The following is a 15,538-nucleotide window of genomic DNA, read 5'->3' on the forward strand; positions in this document are numbered from 1 at the left end:
CGCCGATACGGAATGTGCGCAGACCCAGGACCTGATTGGCTGTGATGAGCCTGTGGGACCGTACCGGCTGCCGCCGTGTTTATCCACACTCAGGACAAAGTTCGTTCGATTGCGGTCATACCTATTGGCGTACCGCGCAAAGAGGTCTAGCTTCCTTGGCGCTGCTGCCGTGACCGAGGAGGTGCCCATGCCCTTAAGAGGGTTGAGCGCGAGAAGAAAAGGGTGGGCGGCGTGCGCCACCGCCGCTTTCGTCGCCGCGGGACTGCTGGCCGGCCCTGCCGCCAGTGCCCGTCCGGCGCCGGACCCATCCCTGACAACGATGTCGATCAAGTCGCCGCCCGGCGGCGCCAATGTACGGGTGCTGATCTTCTACGGTTCCGCCGCGGCCGGGGACGAGTCACCGGTCGTGAACGCCGGCATCTCGGCCATCGAGCGGATCGGTCTCTCCGGGCCTGCCAAGGAGCAGTTCAAGGTCGAGGCCACGGACAACGCCAACGTCTTCACCAACGACAAGAAGCTCGGCCGCTTCAACGCGGTCGTGTTCCTGACCGGCGGCGGCGACGTCCTGACTCCTGCTCAGGAGGCGGGTCTGGAAGCGTACATGGAGGCCGGCGGCGGGTTCGTCGGCGTCCACGACGCGGCCCGCGCGGAGCCGTACTCGGACTGGTTCACCGGTCTGGTCGGCGCCCGTCCGGCCGCTGGCAGTCCGGCCAAGGTCCAGCGGGCCACCGTCGAGGTCGGTGACCGGCGGCATCCGGCCACCAAGGACCTGCCGTTGGAGTGGAAGCGCCCCGACGAGTGGCTGAACTGGCAGAAGAACCCGTCGGGTGAGGTCCACACCGTGGCCCGGGTGCGCGAGTCGACGTACGCGCCCGGGACGAGTGCCAACGGGGCCGACCACCCGGTCAGCTGGTGCCGGGACTACGACGGCGGCCGGTCGTTCTACACCGGCATGGGCGGCACGGTGTCGTCGTACGACGAGACCGACTTCCGTACCCATCTGCGCGGCGCCCTGATGTGGACGACCCGGCTGTCGCAGGCCGACTGCAAGGCGACCATCAACGCCAACTACAAGGCCGAGCGGCTCACCGACCCCAACCAGCCCGGCCAGAACGACCAGATCGGCGAACCGCACGGCCTGGTCACCGCCCCCGACGGCCGCGTCTTCTACATCGGCCGCGGTGGCACGGACTCCTCCCACCCCGTCGTGACCGACTGGAACGACCCGAACGTCGGCAAGGGCACGGGTGAGATCCACGTCTGGGACCCGAAGACCGACAAGGTCACCCTCGCCGGTGCGCTGACCGTCTTCGGCAACAAGGGCGGCGGCGACGAGCTGACCAAGGTCGAGGAGGGCCTGCTCGGCATCGAACTGGACCCTCGGTTCGAGGAGAACGGGTGGGTGTACCTGCACTACACCCCGCACTCCCAGATCAACCGGGACACCCACATGGCCGAGCGGCGGGTCTCCCGCTTCACCCTCGACCGGGCGACCAACAAGCTGGACCTGGGCAGCGAGAAGGTGCTGCTGAAGTGGCCGGTGCAGATCCACAGCTGCTGCCACGCGGGCGGCGGGATGGCCTGGGACTCCAAGGGGAACCTGTACATCGCCACCGGTGACAACAACTCCAGTGGTTTCAGCGACGGTTACTCCGGAAACAACCCGCAGCCCAACTTCAAGGGCGTGTCCTTCGCCGACGCGCGCCGCACGGCCGGCAACACCAACAACCTCAACGGCAAGATCCTGCGCATCCACCCGGAGCCGGACGGGACGTACACGCTCCCGGAGGGCAACCTCTTCACCGGCAAGGAGACCGCCGAGGGCGGCGGCAAGACGCGGGGCGAGATCTACGTGATGGGCGTCCGCAACCCGGCGCGCATCTCCGTCGACAAGAAGACCGACACCCTGTACGCGGGATGGGTCGGCCCGGACGCCGGCGCCCCGTCGCCGACGTGGGGTCCGGCCAAGTACGACACGTTCGCCACCATCACCAAGGCGAGCAACCGCGGCTGGCCGTACTGCATGGGCAACAAGCAGCCGTACCGGGACCGGAACCTGCCGGACCCCTCGAAGCCGCTGGGCTGGTACGACTGCGACCACCCGAAGAACGAGTCGCCGAACAACGACGGCCTGGTCAACCTGCCGCCGGTGACCGGCAACAACATCTGGTACTCGCCGCAGGGCGGCGGCCCCGACTACCCGCGCGACGAGAACGGCATCCCGTCGTACAAGCAGGACGAGGCCACCTACCGGCTGCCCTGGCTCAAGGGCGGCGGCCAGGCCGCGATGAACGGCCCGCTGTACCGCTACGACGCCGACAGCACCAGTGACACCAAGTGGCCCGCGTACTGGGACGGCAAGTGGTTCGTCGGTGACTTCTACGACGCCGACCAGCCGCGCAACGCGGTGCTGATGGACCCGAAGACGCAGGGCGACGGCGGTCTGCCGGTGCACTCGGAGTCCCTGAAGAAGATCGTGCCGGTCGGCAACGACGGCATCAAGAACCTGATGGGCTGGAAGTTCGGCCCGGACGGCGCGCTGTACGTCCTGGACTACGGCCGCGGCTTCTTCACCTCGGACTCCAAGTCGGCCCTGTGGCGGGTCACCTACGAGGGCGGCGGCCCGACGCCGGCCGCCAACCAGCTGGCGAGGGGGACCGAGTGATACGCCAACGAAGAATGTGGGCCGCGCTGCTGGCCGGCCTGCTGATGGTGCTCGGACTGCAGGCGACGTCCGCCTCCGGGCAGCCCGCAAAGGCACCCGCCGCGGCCGCCGCCGACCAGGTGCTCACCTGGACGGCCGGCGACGACATCACCAAGTACGCGTCGGCGCCGGAGACGGCGGTGGCCGGTCCGGCCACGATCGTCTTCGAGAACAGTGAGGCCACCGGCAACACCACCGGCATGCCGCACACGCTGACGTTCATGACCAGCGATCCCGCGTACAACCAGGACGTCCAGCTGAACATCCTGGCCAACCCGAACGACGCCGAGGGCGGCAAGCACACCGCCGAGGTCACCCTCACCCCGGGCACGTACATGTACCACTGCACGATCCCGGGCCACGGCCAGATGACGGGCGTGCTCGTGGTCACCGAGGGCGGTGGCGGCGAGGACACCACGGCGCCCGCCACCTCGGCCGAGGTGGGCGGCACGCAGAACGCCGACGGCGCGTACGTCGGTTCCGCGACCGTGAGCATCGCCGCCACCGACGAGGGCGGCTCGGGCGTGGAGCGGATCGAGTACGCGCTCGGTGCCGACGGCGCCTGGCAGCCGTACACCACGCCGGTCGTCGTCGACCAGGTCGGCGAGCACACGGTGCGCTACCGGGCGTTCGACAAGGCGGGCAACGCCGCCGAGGAGAAGAGCGTCACGTTCGCCGTGGCCGCGCCCGACACCGACGACACGACCGCGCCGGAGACCTCGGCGACGGTCAGCGGTGAGAAGAACGCCGAGGGCGCCTACATCGACATGGCGACGGTGACCGTCACCGCCTCCGACACCGGTTCCGGCGTCAACACCATCGAGTACGCGGTCGGCGACGGCGCCTGGACGGCGTACACGGCGCCGGTCATGGTGCACGAGGTCGGCGAGCACACCGTGCGCTACCGGGCCACCGACAAGGCGGGCAACGTCGCCGCGGAGAAGAGCGTCGCCTTCACCGTGGCCGCCGCTCCCCCGCAGGACACCACCCCGCCGGTGACCGGCGCGACCGTGGACGGCACCAAGAACTCCGACGGCGCCTACGTCGGCAGCGCGAAGGTGACCGTGAACGCCGCGGACGAGGGCGGTTCCGGCGTCGCCGGTGTGGAGTACTCGCTGGACGCCGGGCCCTACCTGGCGTACACCGACCCGGTGATCGTGGACCGCGTGGGCCGGCACACCGTGGCGTACCGGGCGAGCGACAAGGCGGGCAACACCTCCGAGCCGCTGACCGTGGACTTCACGGTGGTGTCGGGCCAGGTGCCGCCGCCGCCCTGCCCGGAGTACGACGAGCGCCAGACGGTGATCGTCGGCACGGTCGACTCGGGGGTGCCGAACCGGGTCACCAACAACCGGTGCCGGATCAACGAGATGATCGAGGACGAGAAGGAGTGGACGTCCCAGGCGCTGTTCCTCAAGCACGTCCGTGAGGTCATGGACGGTCTCCTGGACGAGGGCGTCGTCGACAAGCGGGAGTACCGGGCGATCAACAAGGCCGCCAAGCAGTCGAAGATCGGTCAGCCCGGCCAGACCGAGGGCTACCGCACGATCCTCGACGGCAGCCAGGAGTCCTTCGCCAAGTGGGAGCAGGTGGGCGGCGGTTCGTTCGGGCTGAACCCGGACGGGTCGATCACGTCCAGCACCAGCACGCCCGGCATGGGCATGCTGTGGTTCCCCGAGCGCAAGTACGGCGACTTCTCGCTGAAGCTCCAGTGGCGTGACGACGCGGCGGGCACCGCGAACACCAACGGCGGCGTCTTCGTGCGCTTCCCGCAGGTGCACGACCACCCGGAGGAGTCGCGTCCGGAGTGGGTCGCCATCAAGTACGGGCACGAGATCCAGGCGTTCGACAGCCCGACCGGCGACATGTACAAGTCCGGTTCCGTCTACGGCTTCGACCGGGTCGGCCTGGCCGGCGCGGGCGTCACCGAGAAGGGCACCTGGAACGACTACGAGATCCGGGTGGTGGACCAGCACTACTCGATCTACCGCAACGGTGTGCTGATCAACGAGTTCGACAACTTCGGCGGGCAGACCTTCTACCCCGAGCGCTCGGACGACCCGGGCACGGACGGGCGGCGGTTCGCCTCCGGCTACGTCGGACTGCAGGTGCACAGCACGTCGGACGTGATCTCGTACCGCGACGTCCGGATCAAGGACCTCTAGGGGTCCGCGTCGTGGCTCAGTCCGGGCCGGGAGCCTTCTTCCTGGCCCGGCTGGGCTGGACCCGGCTCGGCTCGCCCGGCATCTTCGGATACTCGGGCGGGTAGGGCAGATCACCGAGCCCGTGGTCGTGCTCGTCCTTCGTCGCCAGCTCCAGCAGCGCGTCGAGGGAGTACCTCGTGTCGTCCATGCCCGCGTGCACGTCGCCGAGTTCGGCGAAGCGCGCGGGCATGGTCGTGATGTCGAAGTCCCGCGGGTGCGCGACACCCACCTCGTCCCAGGTCAGCGGGGCGGAGACGGGCGCGTTCGGGCGCGGCCGCACGGAGTAGGCGGAGGCGATGGTGCGGTCGCGGGCGGTCTGGTTGTAGTCGATGAAGATGCGCTCGCCGCGCTCCTCCTTCCACCACTTGATGGTGACCCGCTCGGGCATCCGCCGTTCCATCTCGCGGCCGACGGCGATCGCGGCGCGCCGCACCTGGGTGAAGGTCCAGCGCGGCTCGATCGGCACGAAGACGTGGATGCCGCGCCCGCCGGACGTCTTGGGCCAGCCCCGCAGCCCGCCGAACTCCTCCAGCACCGCGCGCAGTTCGTGGGCGGCGCGGGCGGCGTCGTCGTAATCCGTCCCGGGCTGCGGATCGAGGTCGATGCGCAGTTCGTCGGGGTGGTCGACATCGTCCCGGCGCACCGGCCAGGGATGGAAGGTGAGGGTGCCGTACTGGGCGGCCCACAGCACGGCCGCCTCCTCGGTGGGGCACATCTCGTCGGCGCTGCGCCCGCTGGGGAAGGTGATGTGCGCGGTCGGGATCCAGTCGGGCATCCCCTTGGGCGCGCGCTTCTGGTAGAACCACTCGCCGGTGATGCCGTCCGGGTACCGCTGCAGGGTGGTGGGCCTCTCGCGCAGGGCACGCAGGACGCCGGGGGCGACGGCCTGGTAGTACCGTGCCACGTCCAGCTTGGTGTACCCGTGCTCCGGAAAGAACACCTTCCCCGGGCTGGACAGCCGCACGCTCCGCCCGCCCGCCTCCAGTTCCACCGCTTCCGCCATGCGAGCCACGGTAGGCGCAGCGCGGGAGCCTCGCACATCAGGCGTCCCGGGGCGACGGCGTACAGAATCGGACCATGGACCTCCCCGTCATGCCGCCCGTGAAGCCGATGCTCGCCAAGTCCGTGGCGAAGATCCCGCCGGGGATGCACTACGAGGCCAAGTGGGACGGCTTCCGTGCGATCGTGTACCGCGACGGGGACGAGGTGGAGCTGGGGAGCCGTACGGGCAAGCCGCTGACCAGGTATTTCCCGGAGCTGGTGGTGGCGGTGCGGGAGCGGCTGCCCGAGCGGTGCGTGGTGGACGGGGAGATCGTCATCGCGCGGGACGGTCACCTGGACTTCGACGCGCTCACCGAGCGGATCCATCCGGCCGACTCCCGGGTGCGGACCCTCGCGGAGCGCACGCCGGCCTCGCTGGTGGCCTTCGACCTGCTGGCGCTGGACGACGCGTCCCTGCTCGACGTGGGGCTGGCCGACCGGCGGGCGCTGCTGGTGCGGGCGCTGTCGGGGGTGACGCCGCCGGTGCACGTGGCGCCGGCGACGGACGACATCGAGGTGGCCCGGCGGTGGTTCGAGCAGTACGAGGGGGCGGGGCTCGACGGCGTCGTCGCCAAGCCGCTCGATCTGCGCTACCGGCAGGACGAGCGGGCCATGTACAAGATCAAGCACGAGCGGACGGCGGACGTCGTCGTCGCCGGGTACCGCTTCCACAAGAGCGGGCCCGTGGTCGGCTCGCTGCTGCTCGGTCTGTACGACGACCGGGGGCTGCTCCAGCACGTGGGGGTGAGTGCCGCCTTCACGATGAAGCGCCGGGCCGAGCTGGTGGCGGAGCTGGAACCGCTGCGCATGGACGACGCCCGGGGGCATCCGTGGGCCGCCTGGGCCGAGGAGGCGGCGCACGAGTCGGCGCGGCTGCCCGGCGCGCCGAGCCGCTGGTCGGGCAAGAAGGACCTGTCCTGGGTGCCGCTGCGTCCCGAGCGGGTGGTCGAGGTGGCGTACGACCACATGGAGAACGGGGCGCGCTTCAGGCACACGGCCCGCTTCCGCCGCTGGCGCCCGGACCGGACCCCCGAGAGCTGCACCTACGCGCAGCTGGAGGAGCCGGTCCGCTACGACCTGGCGGAGATCCTCGGCGGGCCCTGACGCGCGCGGTGGACCCTACGGCTGCATCAGGACCTTGACCGCGCCGTCCTGCTTCTTCTGGAACATCTCGTACGCGTGCGGCGCGTCCGCCAGCGGCATCCGGTGGGTGGCGAAGCCGTCCACGCCGAGCGGGTCGTCGTCGGTCAGGTACGGGACGATCTCGTCGCTCCAGCGGCGTACGTTGGCCTGGCCCATGCGCAGCTGGATCTGCTTGTCGAACATGGTGAGCATCGGCATGGGGTCGGCCATGCCGCCGTACACGCCGGACAGCGAGATGGTGCCGCCGCGGCGCACCAGGTCGATCGCGGTGTAGAGGGCGGCGAGCCGGTCGATGCTGAACCGCTCCGCCAGGGGCCCGCCGATGGCCCGGGGCAGCACCGCGGCGGTCTGCTGCACCAGCTTGGCCACGGCGCCGCCGTGCGCCTCGGTGCCGACCGCGTCGATCACGGCGTCGGGGCCGCGACCGCCCGTCCGGTCCTGGATCGCCGAGACGAGTTCCTTCTCGTTGTCGAAGGACCGCAGGTCGAACGTCTCCACGCCCCGCTCGCGGGCCCGCTCCAGCCGCTCCGGCACGAGATCCACGCCGAACACCTTGTCGATCCCCTTGAGGCGGGCGATCCGGCACGCCATGTCGCCGATCGGGCCGAGGCCCAGCACGGCGAGGCTGCCGCCCTGCGGGACGGCGGCGTACTCGACCGCCTGCCAGGCGGTGGGCAGCACGTCGGAGAGGTAGACGAAGCGGTCGTCGGCCGGGCCCTCGGGCACCTTGATCGGGCCGAACTGGGCCTGGGGCACGCGCAGGTACTCGGCCTGGCCGCCGGGGATCGCGCCGTACAGACGGGTGTAGCCGAACAGCGGGGCGCCCATGCCCTCGCCGGTGACCTGGGTGGTCTCGCACTGGGTCGGCAGCCCGGTGTCGCACATGTAGCAGTGGCCGCACGCGATCTGGAACGGCACCACCACCCGGTCGCCGGGCTTCAGGTTGGTCACCTCCGGACCGACCTCCTCGACGATGCCCATCGGCTCGTGGCCGAGGATGTCGCCCGGTGTCATGAACGGCGTGAGCACCTCGTAAAGGTGCAGGTCGGAGCCGCACAGACCGGAGGACGTGACGCGGATGACGGCGTCCGTCGGCTCCTGGATCTTCGGGTCGGGCACCTCCTCCACCCGCACGTCCCGCTTGCCCTGCCACGTCACTGCCTTCATCGCCCGCGCTCCCTCCGTCGCCGTGCGCGTCGGTTCTGCGTTCACGCCGGGTACCCCGGGGCTCCCGTCGCCGAACCCGGCGGTCTTTTCGGCCGAACAGCGGATTATCTGCCCCGTTCCGTGTGCCGTATCGGATTCATTCAGGTATGGCACTAAATCCTTCAAGAAGCGCACAATCAATGACAAGGGATGGGTGGACGGATGGCCGGGATGCGAAGAGGAACACGCAGGGGGCGGTGCGCCGCACTGCTGACGGCGGCGGTGGCGGTCTCGCTGGGCGCGGCGGGCTGCACGGCGGGGCCCGGTGCGCAGGACGACGGGCGGGCGTCGACCGCGCCGGTACCGGAGCGGTCGCACAGCGCCGCTCCCGCTTCCGGACCGGTGCTCGCCGTGAAGGTGGACAACGTGCGCGCGGCCCGCCCGCAGACGGGCCTGGAGGACGCGGACGTCGTCTACGCCGAGCCCGTGGAGGCGGGACTGAGCCGGCTGATGGCGATCTACGCCACCGAGCTGCCCGAGTCGGTGGGGCCGGTACGCAGCGCCCGCGAGTCCGACCTGGAGCTGCTCGGCCAGTTCGACCGGCCGGTGCTGGCGTTCTCCGGGGCGCAGAGCAAACTGCTGCCGATCATCGACAAGGCGCCGCTGCGCGCGGAGCCGGCGAGCGAGGATTCCGACGCCTACGTCCGCGCCGGGGACCGGCAGGCCCCGCACAACCTCTACCTGCGACCGGACGAACTGCTGGGGAAGCCGTCGGGGGCCGCGGCCCTCACCACCGGGTTCACCTACGGCAAGGCTCCCGCGGGCGGCCGGGCGGAATCCTCGCACACGGTGCGCTACCCCTCGGCGAGCTTCGCCTTCACCTGGTCCGACAGCCGGGACCGGTGGCTGGTCTCCATGGACGGCAGCCCGGCCCGCACGGCCGACGGCGGGCGGCTGGCACCGGCCACGGTCGTGGTGCAGCACGTGAGGGTGCGCGAGTCGGACTTCCGCGACTTCCGCGGCAGCAATTCGCCCTACGTCGAGTCGGTGGGCTCGGGGGAGGCGGAGGTGCTGCGCGACGGGCGCGTGTACGACGCGACCTGGAAGCGCGGGGCGGCCGAGGACGGCACGACCTACACCACCGGGGACGGCAAGCCGCTGAACTTCGCCGAGGGCCAGGTGTGGGTCGTCTTCGCCGGGCGCTCCTGACCGGGAAACCCCCGGTCAGCCCGGTGCCACCGCCGGCTCGGCCGGGTTGCGGAGCCCCTCCGCGGCGTCCGCGACCCGGCGGATCAGGTCGAAGAACACCGCCTGCTCGTCGGCGGCGAGCGGGGCCAGGAACACCTGGTTCATCCGGGCGATGCGCACGCCCAGCCTGCGGTGGACGCGCAGGCCCTCGTCGGTGAGCCGGAGCAGGGACCGGCGGCCGTCCTGCGGGTCGCGGACCTTGTCGAGCAGCCCGCGGCGGCCGAGCCGGCTGACCACCTCCGCGATGGTGGACCGGTCCAGGCCCACCCGCTCCCCCACGGTGCGCTGGTCGAGCCCCGGCTCGGCGACGAGGGCGTTGAGGACGGCGTACTGCGGCGAGGTGGTCTCCTCGGAGACCATCGTGTTCCACAGCAGGTAGTGCGCCTGCTGCAGCCGCCGGGCCAGATGGCCGGGGTGGGTGGCCAGATCGACCGCTGCCATGTGCACTCCCGGTGGTCACTTTCGTAGGTGCACTGACGATACATGGCATCGAGCACCGGCATCCGGGAACGCCTCACGCGATCTGCCTCGGACTTTTGCGGGTCTTGACGCCCCGGCCGACCGGTGGCAGCGTGTGGGCAACCTCGCTGAAATACTCAGTGCCCTGACTATCTGCTTCCGGGGCACGCGGCAGAGATGGGGCTCCTCGGATGGACAAGGTGGTGGCCACGGCCGGTGCGGCGGTGGCCGACGTGGCCGACGGCGCGTCGCTCGCGGTGGGCGGCTTCGGGCTGAGCGGTGTGCCGAACGTGCTGATCCGGGCGCTGTACGAGCGCGGGACCGGCGGCCTGTCGGTGGTCTCCAACAACTGCGGGGCGATGGAGTCCGGGCTGGCCGTCCTGCTGGCCGCCGGGCGCATCGCCCGGGTGACCGGGTCCTACATCGGCGCGAACAAGGAGTTCGCGCGCCAGTACCTCGGCGGGGAACTGGAGGTGGAGATGATCCCCCAGGGCACGCTGGCCGAGCGGCTGCGGGCCGGCGGCGCGGGCATCCCCGCCTTCTACACGCCCGCCGGGGTCGGCACCCAGGTGGCCGACGGCGGGCTGCCGTGGCGGTACGACGGGTCGGGCGGGGTCGCGCTGGCCTCGCCGCCCAAGGAGGTCCGCGAGTTCGACGGGACCCAGTACGTGCTGGAGCGCGGCATCCGCACGGACTTCGCGCTGGTCCGCGCGGCGAAGGGCGACCGGCACGGCAACCTGGTCTTCGCCAAGTCCTCCCGGAACTTCAACCCGCTGGCCGCGACGGCCGGCCGGGTGACGATCGCCGAGGTGGAGGAGCTGGTCGAGCCCGGCGCGATCGACCCGGACGCGGTGCACCTGCCGGGGATCTTCGTCCAGCGGGTGGTGGCCCTCACCCCCGAGCAGGCCACCGACAAGAAGATAGAGCGGCGTACGATTTCCGCGCCTCCGGCGCGAGGGACGGTGACTTCCTGATGTCCTGGACGCGTGAGCAGATGGCCGCGCGGGCGGCGCTGGAGCTGGAGGACGGCCAGTACGTCAACCTCGGCATCGGCCTGCCCACCCTGATCCCGAACTACCTCCCCGACGGCGTCGAGGTCACCCTGGAGTCGGAGAACGGCATCCTGGGCACCGGCCGGTACCCCACCGACGCCGAGGTGGACCCCGACCTGATCAACGCGGGCAAGGAGACGGTCACGGTACGGCCGGGCGCCGCCTTCTTCGACTCGGCCCTGTCCTTCGGCATGATCCGGGGCGGGCACATCGACGTGGCGGTGCTCGGCGCGATGCAGGTCTCCGCCTCCGGCGACCTCGCGAACTGGGCGATCCCGGGCAAGATGATCACCGGGATCGGCGGGGCGATGGACCTGGTCCACGGCGCCCGCACCGTCATCGTGGTCATGACCCACACCGCTAAGGACGGCTCGCCGAAGATCCTCGAGGAGTGCGGGCTGCCGCTGACCGGCAAGGCGTGCGTGGACCGGATCATCACCGACCTCGGCGTCCTGGACGTCACCGGCGACGGCCTGGTCCTGGTGGAGACCGCACCGGGCGTGAGCGTCGACGAGGTCGTCGCCAGGACCGATGCCGAGCTCGTCGTCGCGAAGAGCGCGGAGGGGCTGAAGTGAAGGACGTCTACCTCGTCGACGCGGTGCGCACCCCGTTCGGCAAGTACAACGGAGGCCTGTCGGGCGTACGCCCGGACGACCTGGCCGCGCACGCGATCCGTGAACTCCTGGGCCGTACGCCCGGCCTGGACCCGTCCCGGATCGACGACGTGTACTTCGGCAACGCCAACGGCGCCGGCGAGGAGAACCGCAACGTCGCCCGCATGGCCGCCCTGCTGGCCGGCCTGCCCACCACCGTCCCCGGCGTCACCGTGAACCGGCTGTGCGCCTCCGGCCTCGAAGCGGTGATCCAGGCCGCCCGTGCCATCGCGGTCGGCGACGCCTCGGTCGCACTCGCGGGCGGCGTGGAGTCGATGACCCGGGCCCCGTACGTGCTGCCCAAGCCGGACCGGCCCTTCCCCGCCGGGCACACCGAGATGTACTCGACCACCCTGGGCTGGCGCATGGTCAACCCGGCGATGGACCCGCAGTGGACGATCCCGCTCGGCGAGTCGGCGGAGCTGATCGCGGACAAGCACGGGATCACCCGCGAGCAGCAGGACGAGTACGCCCTCGCCTCCCACCGCAAGGCCGCCCGCGCCCAGGCCGACGGCCTGTTCGACGCCGAGCTGGCGCCCGTGCCGGTACCGCGCCGCAAGGGCGGCCCGGTCGACTTCGCCGCCGACGAGTGCGTCCGCCCGGACGCCTCCCTGGAAGCGATGGCCAAGCTCAAGCCGTCCTTCAGGAAGACCGACGGCACCGTGACCGCGGGGAACGCCTCGCCGCTCAACGACGGCGCCGCCGCGCTGCTCCTGGTCGACGAGGAGGGACTGAAGGCCACCGGACGCGAGCCGCTCGCCCGGGTCTCGGCCACCGGGGTCTCGGCGACCGACCCGCAGTACTTCGGTCTCGCCCCCGTGGAGGCCGTGAACCGTGCGCTCGCCCGGGCCGGACGGGACTTCGCCGACCTGGACGTGCTCGAACTCAACGAGGCCTTCGCCGCCCAGGTGCTGGGCTGCGTCGCCGAGTGGCCCGATTTCGACCCCGCCGTCCTCAACCCGCAGGGCGGCGCCATCGCCCTCGGCCACCCGCTCGGCGCGTCCGGCGCCCGCCTCGCCGGCACCGTCGCCCACCAGCTCGCCCGCAAGGGCTCCGGCACCGGCGTCGCCACCCTCTGCATCGGCGTCGGCCAGGGCCTCGCCCTGGTCCTCGACCGCTAGTCACCCACGGGAACTCCCATGACTCTCACCCAGCACGACATCGACGCGGAGATCGCGGCCGAGCACGCCGCCTACGGGAAGCGGGTCGCCGACGGCGCGCCCGTCGAGCACCACCCGCGCCGCGACTACGCCCCGTACCGCTCCTCGGTGCTGCGCCACCCGAAGCAGCCGCCGATCACCATCGACGTCACCAAGGACCCGGAGCTGGTGGAGCTGGCCTCGCCCGCCTTCGGGGAGCGGGACATCACCGACGTCGACAACGACCTGACCCGGCAGCACACCGGTGAGCCGGTCGGCGAGCGCATCACCGTCTCGGGCCGTCTCCTGGACCGCGACGGGAAACCGGTCCGCGGGCAGCTCGTGGAGATCTGGCAGGCCAACTCGGCCGGGCGCTACGCCCACCAGCGCGAGCAGCACGACGCGCCGCTGGACCCGAACTTCACCGGCGTGGGCCGCACCCTCTCCGACGACGAAGGCCGCTACCGCTTCACCACCGTCCAGCCCGGCCCCTACCCGTGGCGCAACCATGTCAACGCCTGGCGCCCGGCGCACATCCACTTCTCGGTGTTCGGCTCGGCGTTCACCCAGCGCCTGGTCACGCAGATGTACTTCCCGAACGACCCGCTGTTCCCGTACGACCCGATCCTGCAGTCGGTGACGGACGACGCCGCGCGGCAGCGGCTGATCGCGACCTACGACCACAGCCTGTCCGTGCCGGAGTTCTCGCTCGGCTACCACTGGGACATCGTGCTCGACGGCCCGAACGCCACCTGGATCGAAGAAGGACGCTGACCCGCCATGACGAAGACCGACACCGGCAGCCCGGAGCAGGTGCTGCCCACCCCGTCGCACACGGTCGGCCCCTTCTACGGGTACGCCCTGCCCTTCCGAGGCGGCGAGGACATCGCGCCCGCCGGGCACCCCGACACGGTCACCGTGCACGGGTACGTGTACGACGGCGAGGGCAACCCGCTGCCCGACGCCCTCCTGGAGCTGTGGGGCCCGGACCCCGGGGGCGCTGTCCCCACCGCCGACGGTTCGATGCGGCGCGATCCCGCCTCCGGCGGCTTCCTGGGCCGCAACGGCGTGGAGTTCACCGGCTTCGGACGCATCCAGACCGACGCGAACGGCCACTGGTACGCGCGGACGCTGCGGCCGGGCGCGCGGGGGCGGAGTGCGCCGTACGTCAGCGTGTGCGTGTTCGCGCGCGGGCTGCTGGTGCACCTGTTCACCCGGATCTACCTGCCGGGCGACGAGGCGGTACTGGCGGCCGACCCGCTGCTGGCCCGGGTGCCGGCCGAGCGCCGCGACACGCTGGTCGCCGGGGACGAGGGCCACGGGACGTACCGTTTCAACATCCGCCTTCAGGGCGAGGGCGAGACGGTCTTCCTGGAGTTTCAGTGACATCACCTGCCGTCCCCGACCCCGCCGGGAGCGAACCCGACGCCGACACGGGCCTGCTCGCCCCCGGGTGGACGGGCTCGCCGGCCGCCTCCGCGACCGGTGACCGCGCGTATCTGCGGGCCCTGCTCGACGCGGAGGCGGCGCTGACCCGCGCCCAGGCCGCGCTGGGGCTCGCCCCGGCCGAGGCGGCGGACGCGGTGGGCGCGGTCGCCGCCGACCCGGCCGCCTTCGACGCGCGCTCGCTCGCCGAGCGCGCCCGGGACGGCGGGAACCCGGTCATCCCCCTGGTGGCCGACCTGACGAAGGCGGTCGGCGAGCCGTACGGGCCGTACGTGCACCGGGGCGCGACCAGCCAGGACATCCTGGACACGGCGACGATGCTGGTCGCCGCCCGCACCCTGGACCTGCTGCTGCCCGATCTCGCCCGCACGGAACGGGCGCTGGCCCGGCTGGCCGCCGAGCACCGGGACACGCCGATGCCGGGCCGGACCCTGACCCAGCACGCCGTGCCGACCGTCTTCGGGCTCAAGGCGGCCGGATGGCGCGCGCTGGTGCTGGACGCGCGGGACCGGATCACGGCGGTGCGGGACGCCCTGCCCGCCCAGCTCGGCGGCGCGGCGGGCACCCTGGCCGCCTTCGAGGCGTACGGCGCGACGGACCCGACCGCGCTGCCCGCCGCCTACGCCGGTGAACTGGGGCTGCGGGCACCCGTACTGCCCTGGCACACGCTGCGCACTCCGATCGCCGACCTGGCCGGGACCCTCGCCTTCACCGCCGGGGCGCTCGGGAAGATCGCCGTGGACGTGCTGACGCTGTCGCGCACCGAGACCGGCGAGGTCGCCGAGGGCGGCGGGGGCGGTTCCTCGGCGATGCCGCACAAGGCCAACCCGGTCCGGTCCACGCTGATCGCGGCGGCGGCCCGGCGCGCACCGCAGCTCGCGGCCACGCTGTACGGCTCGCTGGCCGCCGAGGACGAGCGGCCGGCCGGGGCCTGGCACGCGGAGTGGGAGCCGCTGCGGGACCTGCTGCGGCTGACCGGGGGTGCCGCCCGCGATGCCGCGGAGCTGGCCGAGGGGCTGCGGGTGCGCCCGGACGCGATGCGGGCGCACCTCGGGCTCACCCACGGGCTGATCGTCTCGGAGCGGCTCTCGGCCGAGCTGGCGCCGGTGCTCGGCCGGGCCCGTGCCCGGGAACTGCTCACCGAACTGGCGGCGCGCGCCTACGCCGAGGACCGGAACCTTGGTGAACTCCTGGCCGAGGTGCCGGAGTTGCGGGGTCTCGACCTGGCCGGCCCGACCGACCCCGCTCGCTACACGGGCGCCGCCGCCACCCTCACCGACCGTGCTCTGGAGCGACGTTGACG

The 15,538-nt window shown here is 71.8% G+C and carries 13 protein-coding genes; 10 read left to right on the top strand and 3 right to left on the bottom strand.

Annotation, left to right across the window (positions count from 1 at the left end; all coding sequences use genetic code 11):
* The first annotated feature begins 187 nt into the window (after positions 1-187).
* Together R2E43_RS04890 and R2E43_RS04895 are read left to right on the top strand one after the other, a co-directional pair.
* Positions 188-2,665 carry a ThuA domain-containing protein gene (locus tag R2E43_RS04890; RefSeq protein ID WP_003972285.1) on the top strand — a complete coding sequence of 826 codons (2,478 nt, stop codon included), beginning with the start codon at positions 188-190 and terminating at the stop codon, positions 2,663-2,665.
* Between the two features lie 14 nt (positions 2,666-2,679).
* Entirely contained in the window at positions 2,680-4,869 is a 2,190-nt protein-coding gene (locus R2E43_RS04895; protein ID WP_030869660.1) for an OmpL47-type beta-barrel domain-containing protein, read from the top strand.
* Between the two features lie 16 nt (positions 4,870-4,885).
* On the opposite strand, the gene ligD is transcribed toward R2E43_RS04895, so the two are convergent.
* Positions 4,886-5,911, bottom strand: coding sequence for a non-homologous end-joining DNA ligase (gene ligD / locus R2E43_RS04900; protein ID WP_003972287.1), 1,026 nt, complete (start codon positions 5,909-5,911; stop codon positions 4,886-4,888).
* 74 nt (positions 5,912-5,985) lie between these two features.
* On the opposite strand from ligD, the gene R2E43_RS04905 reads away from it, so the two are divergent.
* A complete protein-coding gene (locus R2E43_RS04905) occupies positions 5,986-7,053 on the top strand; it encodes an ATP-dependent DNA ligase (protein ID WP_011031122.1) in 1,068 nt (355 codons plus the stop codon).
* 15 nt (positions 7,054-7,068) lie between these two features.
* Here R2E43_RS04905 and R2E43_RS04910 read toward each other — a convergent pair whose 3' ends face one another.
* Complete coding sequence (locus tag R2E43_RS04910; RefSeq protein ID WP_011031121.1) at positions 7,069-8,259, bottom strand: zinc-dependent alcohol dehydrogenase; 1,191 nt, start codon at positions 8,257-8,259, stop codon at positions 7,069-7,071.
* A 210-nt stretch (positions 8,260-8,469) separates the two neighbouring features.
* On the opposite strand from R2E43_RS04910, the gene R2E43_RS04915 reads away from it, so the two are divergent.
* On the top strand, positions 8,470-9,447 hold the full coding sequence (locus tag R2E43_RS04915; RefSeq protein WP_011031120.1) for a DUF3048 domain-containing protein: 978 nt from the start codon (positions 8,470-8,472) through the stop codon (positions 9,445-9,447).
* Positions 9,448-9,462: 15 nt separating this feature from the next.
* On the opposite strand, the gene R2E43_RS04920 is transcribed toward R2E43_RS04915, so the two are convergent.
* Positions 9,463-9,927 carry a MarR family winged helix-turn-helix transcriptional regulator gene (locus R2E43_RS04920; RefSeq protein WP_003972291.1) on the bottom strand — a complete coding sequence of 155 codons (465 nt, stop codon included), beginning with the start codon at positions 9,925-9,927 and terminating at the stop codon, positions 9,463-9,465.
* Between the two features lie 209 nt (positions 9,928-10,136).
* Here R2E43_RS04920 and R2E43_RS04925 point away from each other — a divergent pair, with 209 nt between their 5' ends.
* The 6 genes from R2E43_RS04925 to pcaB are packed head-to-tail and all read left to right on the top strand — an operon-like array spanning position 10,137 to position 15,536.
* The gene (locus R2E43_RS04925; RefSeq protein WP_030869654.1) at positions 10,137-10,919 is read left to right on the top strand and encodes a CoA transferase subunit A; all 783 of its coding nucleotides are present in this window, start codon (positions 10,137-10,139) and stop codon (positions 10,917-10,919) included.
* Positions 10,919-11,572 carry a CoA transferase subunit B gene (locus R2E43_RS04930; protein ID WP_332055941.1) on the top strand — a complete coding sequence of 218 codons (654 nt, stop codon included), beginning with the start codon at positions 10,919-10,921 and terminating at the stop codon, positions 11,570-11,572. Before R2E43_RS04925 ends, R2E43_RS04930 begins: the two co-directional genes overlap by 1 nt.
* Positions 11,569-12,771 (top strand): thiolase family protein, encoded by a 1,203-nt coding sequence (locus tag R2E43_RS04935; RefSeq protein ID WP_030869648.1) that lies wholly within the window; start codon positions 11,569-11,571, stop codon positions 12,769-12,771. Before R2E43_RS04930 ends, R2E43_RS04935 begins: the two co-directional genes overlap by 4 nt.
* Positions 12,772-12,789: 18 nt before the next feature.
* Positions 12,790-13,563 carry a protocatechuate 3,4-dioxygenase subunit beta gene (gene pcaH / locus R2E43_RS04940; protein WP_106518634.1) on the top strand — a complete coding sequence of 258 codons (774 nt, stop codon included), beginning with the start codon at positions 12,790-12,792 and terminating at the stop codon, positions 13,561-13,563.
* A 6-nt stretch (positions 13,564-13,569) separates the two neighbouring features.
* On the top strand, positions 13,570-14,175 hold the full coding sequence (pcaG, locus tag R2E43_RS04945) for a protocatechuate 3,4-dioxygenase subunit alpha (protein WP_011031115.1): 606 nt from the start codon (positions 13,570-13,572) through the stop codon (positions 14,173-14,175).
* Positions 14,172-15,536, top strand: coding sequence for a 3-carboxy-cis,cis-muconate cycloisomerase (gene pcaB / locus R2E43_RS04950; protein WP_030869642.1), 1,365 nt, complete (start codon positions 14,172-14,174; stop codon positions 15,534-15,536). The genes pcaG and pcaB overlap by 4 nt, the downstream gene beginning before the upstream one ends.
* Positions 15,537-15,538: the final 2 nt, after the last annotated feature.

This window comes from Streptomyces violaceoruber (assembly GCF_033406955.1).
In the GTDB taxonomy this organism is placed as follows: domain Bacteria; phylum Actinomycetota; class Actinomycetes; order Streptomycetales; family Streptomycetaceae; genus Streptomyces; species Streptomyces violaceoruber.

What these genes read in the sequence shown, in the direction of transcription:
- R2E43_RS04910 (WP_011031121.1), bottom strand. Translation starts at nt 8,259, where the DNA reads ATGAAGGCAGTGACGTGGCAGGGCAAGCGGGACGTGCGGGTGGAGGAG.
- R2E43_RS04930 (WP_332055941.1), top strand. Translation starts at nt 10,919, where the DNA reads ATGTCCTGGACGCGTGAGCAGATGGCCGCGCGGGCGGCGCTGGAGCTG.
- R2E43_RS04895 (WP_030869660.1), top strand. Translation starts at nt 2,680, where the DNA reads ATGTGGGCCGCGCTGCTGGCCGGCCTGCTGATGGTGCTCGGACTGCAG.
- pcaG (WP_011031115.1), top strand. Translation starts at nt 13,570, where the DNA reads ATGACGAAGACCGACACCGGCAGCCCGGAGCAGGTGCTGCCCACCCCG.
- pcaH (WP_106518634.1), top strand. Translation starts at nt 12,790, where the DNA reads ATGACTCTCACCCAGCACGACATCGACGCGGAGATCGCGGCCGAGCAC.
- R2E43_RS04915 (WP_011031120.1), top strand. Translation starts at nt 8,470, where the DNA reads ATGCGAAGAGGAACACGCAGGGGGCGGTGCGCCGCACTGCTGACGGCG.
- ligD (WP_003972287.1), bottom strand. Translation starts at nt 5,911, where the DNA reads ATGGCGGAAGCGGTGGAACTGGAGGCGGGCGGGCGGAGCGTGCGGCTG.
- R2E43_RS04890 (WP_003972285.1), top strand. Translation starts at nt 188, where the DNA reads ATGCCCTTAAGAGGGTTGAGCGCGAGAAGAAAAGGGTGGGCGGCGTGC.
- R2E43_RS04905 (WP_011031122.1), top strand. Translation starts at nt 5,986, where the DNA reads ATGGACCTCCCCGTCATGCCGCCCGTGAAGCCGATGCTCGCCAAGTCC.
- R2E43_RS04920 (WP_003972291.1), bottom strand. Translation starts at nt 9,927, where the DNA reads ATGGCAGCGGTCGATCTGGCCACCCACCCCGGCCATCTGGCCCGGCGG.
- R2E43_RS04925 (WP_030869654.1), top strand. Translation starts at nt 10,137, where the DNA reads ATGGACAAGGTGGTGGCCACGGCCGGTGCGGCGGTGGCCGACGTGGCC.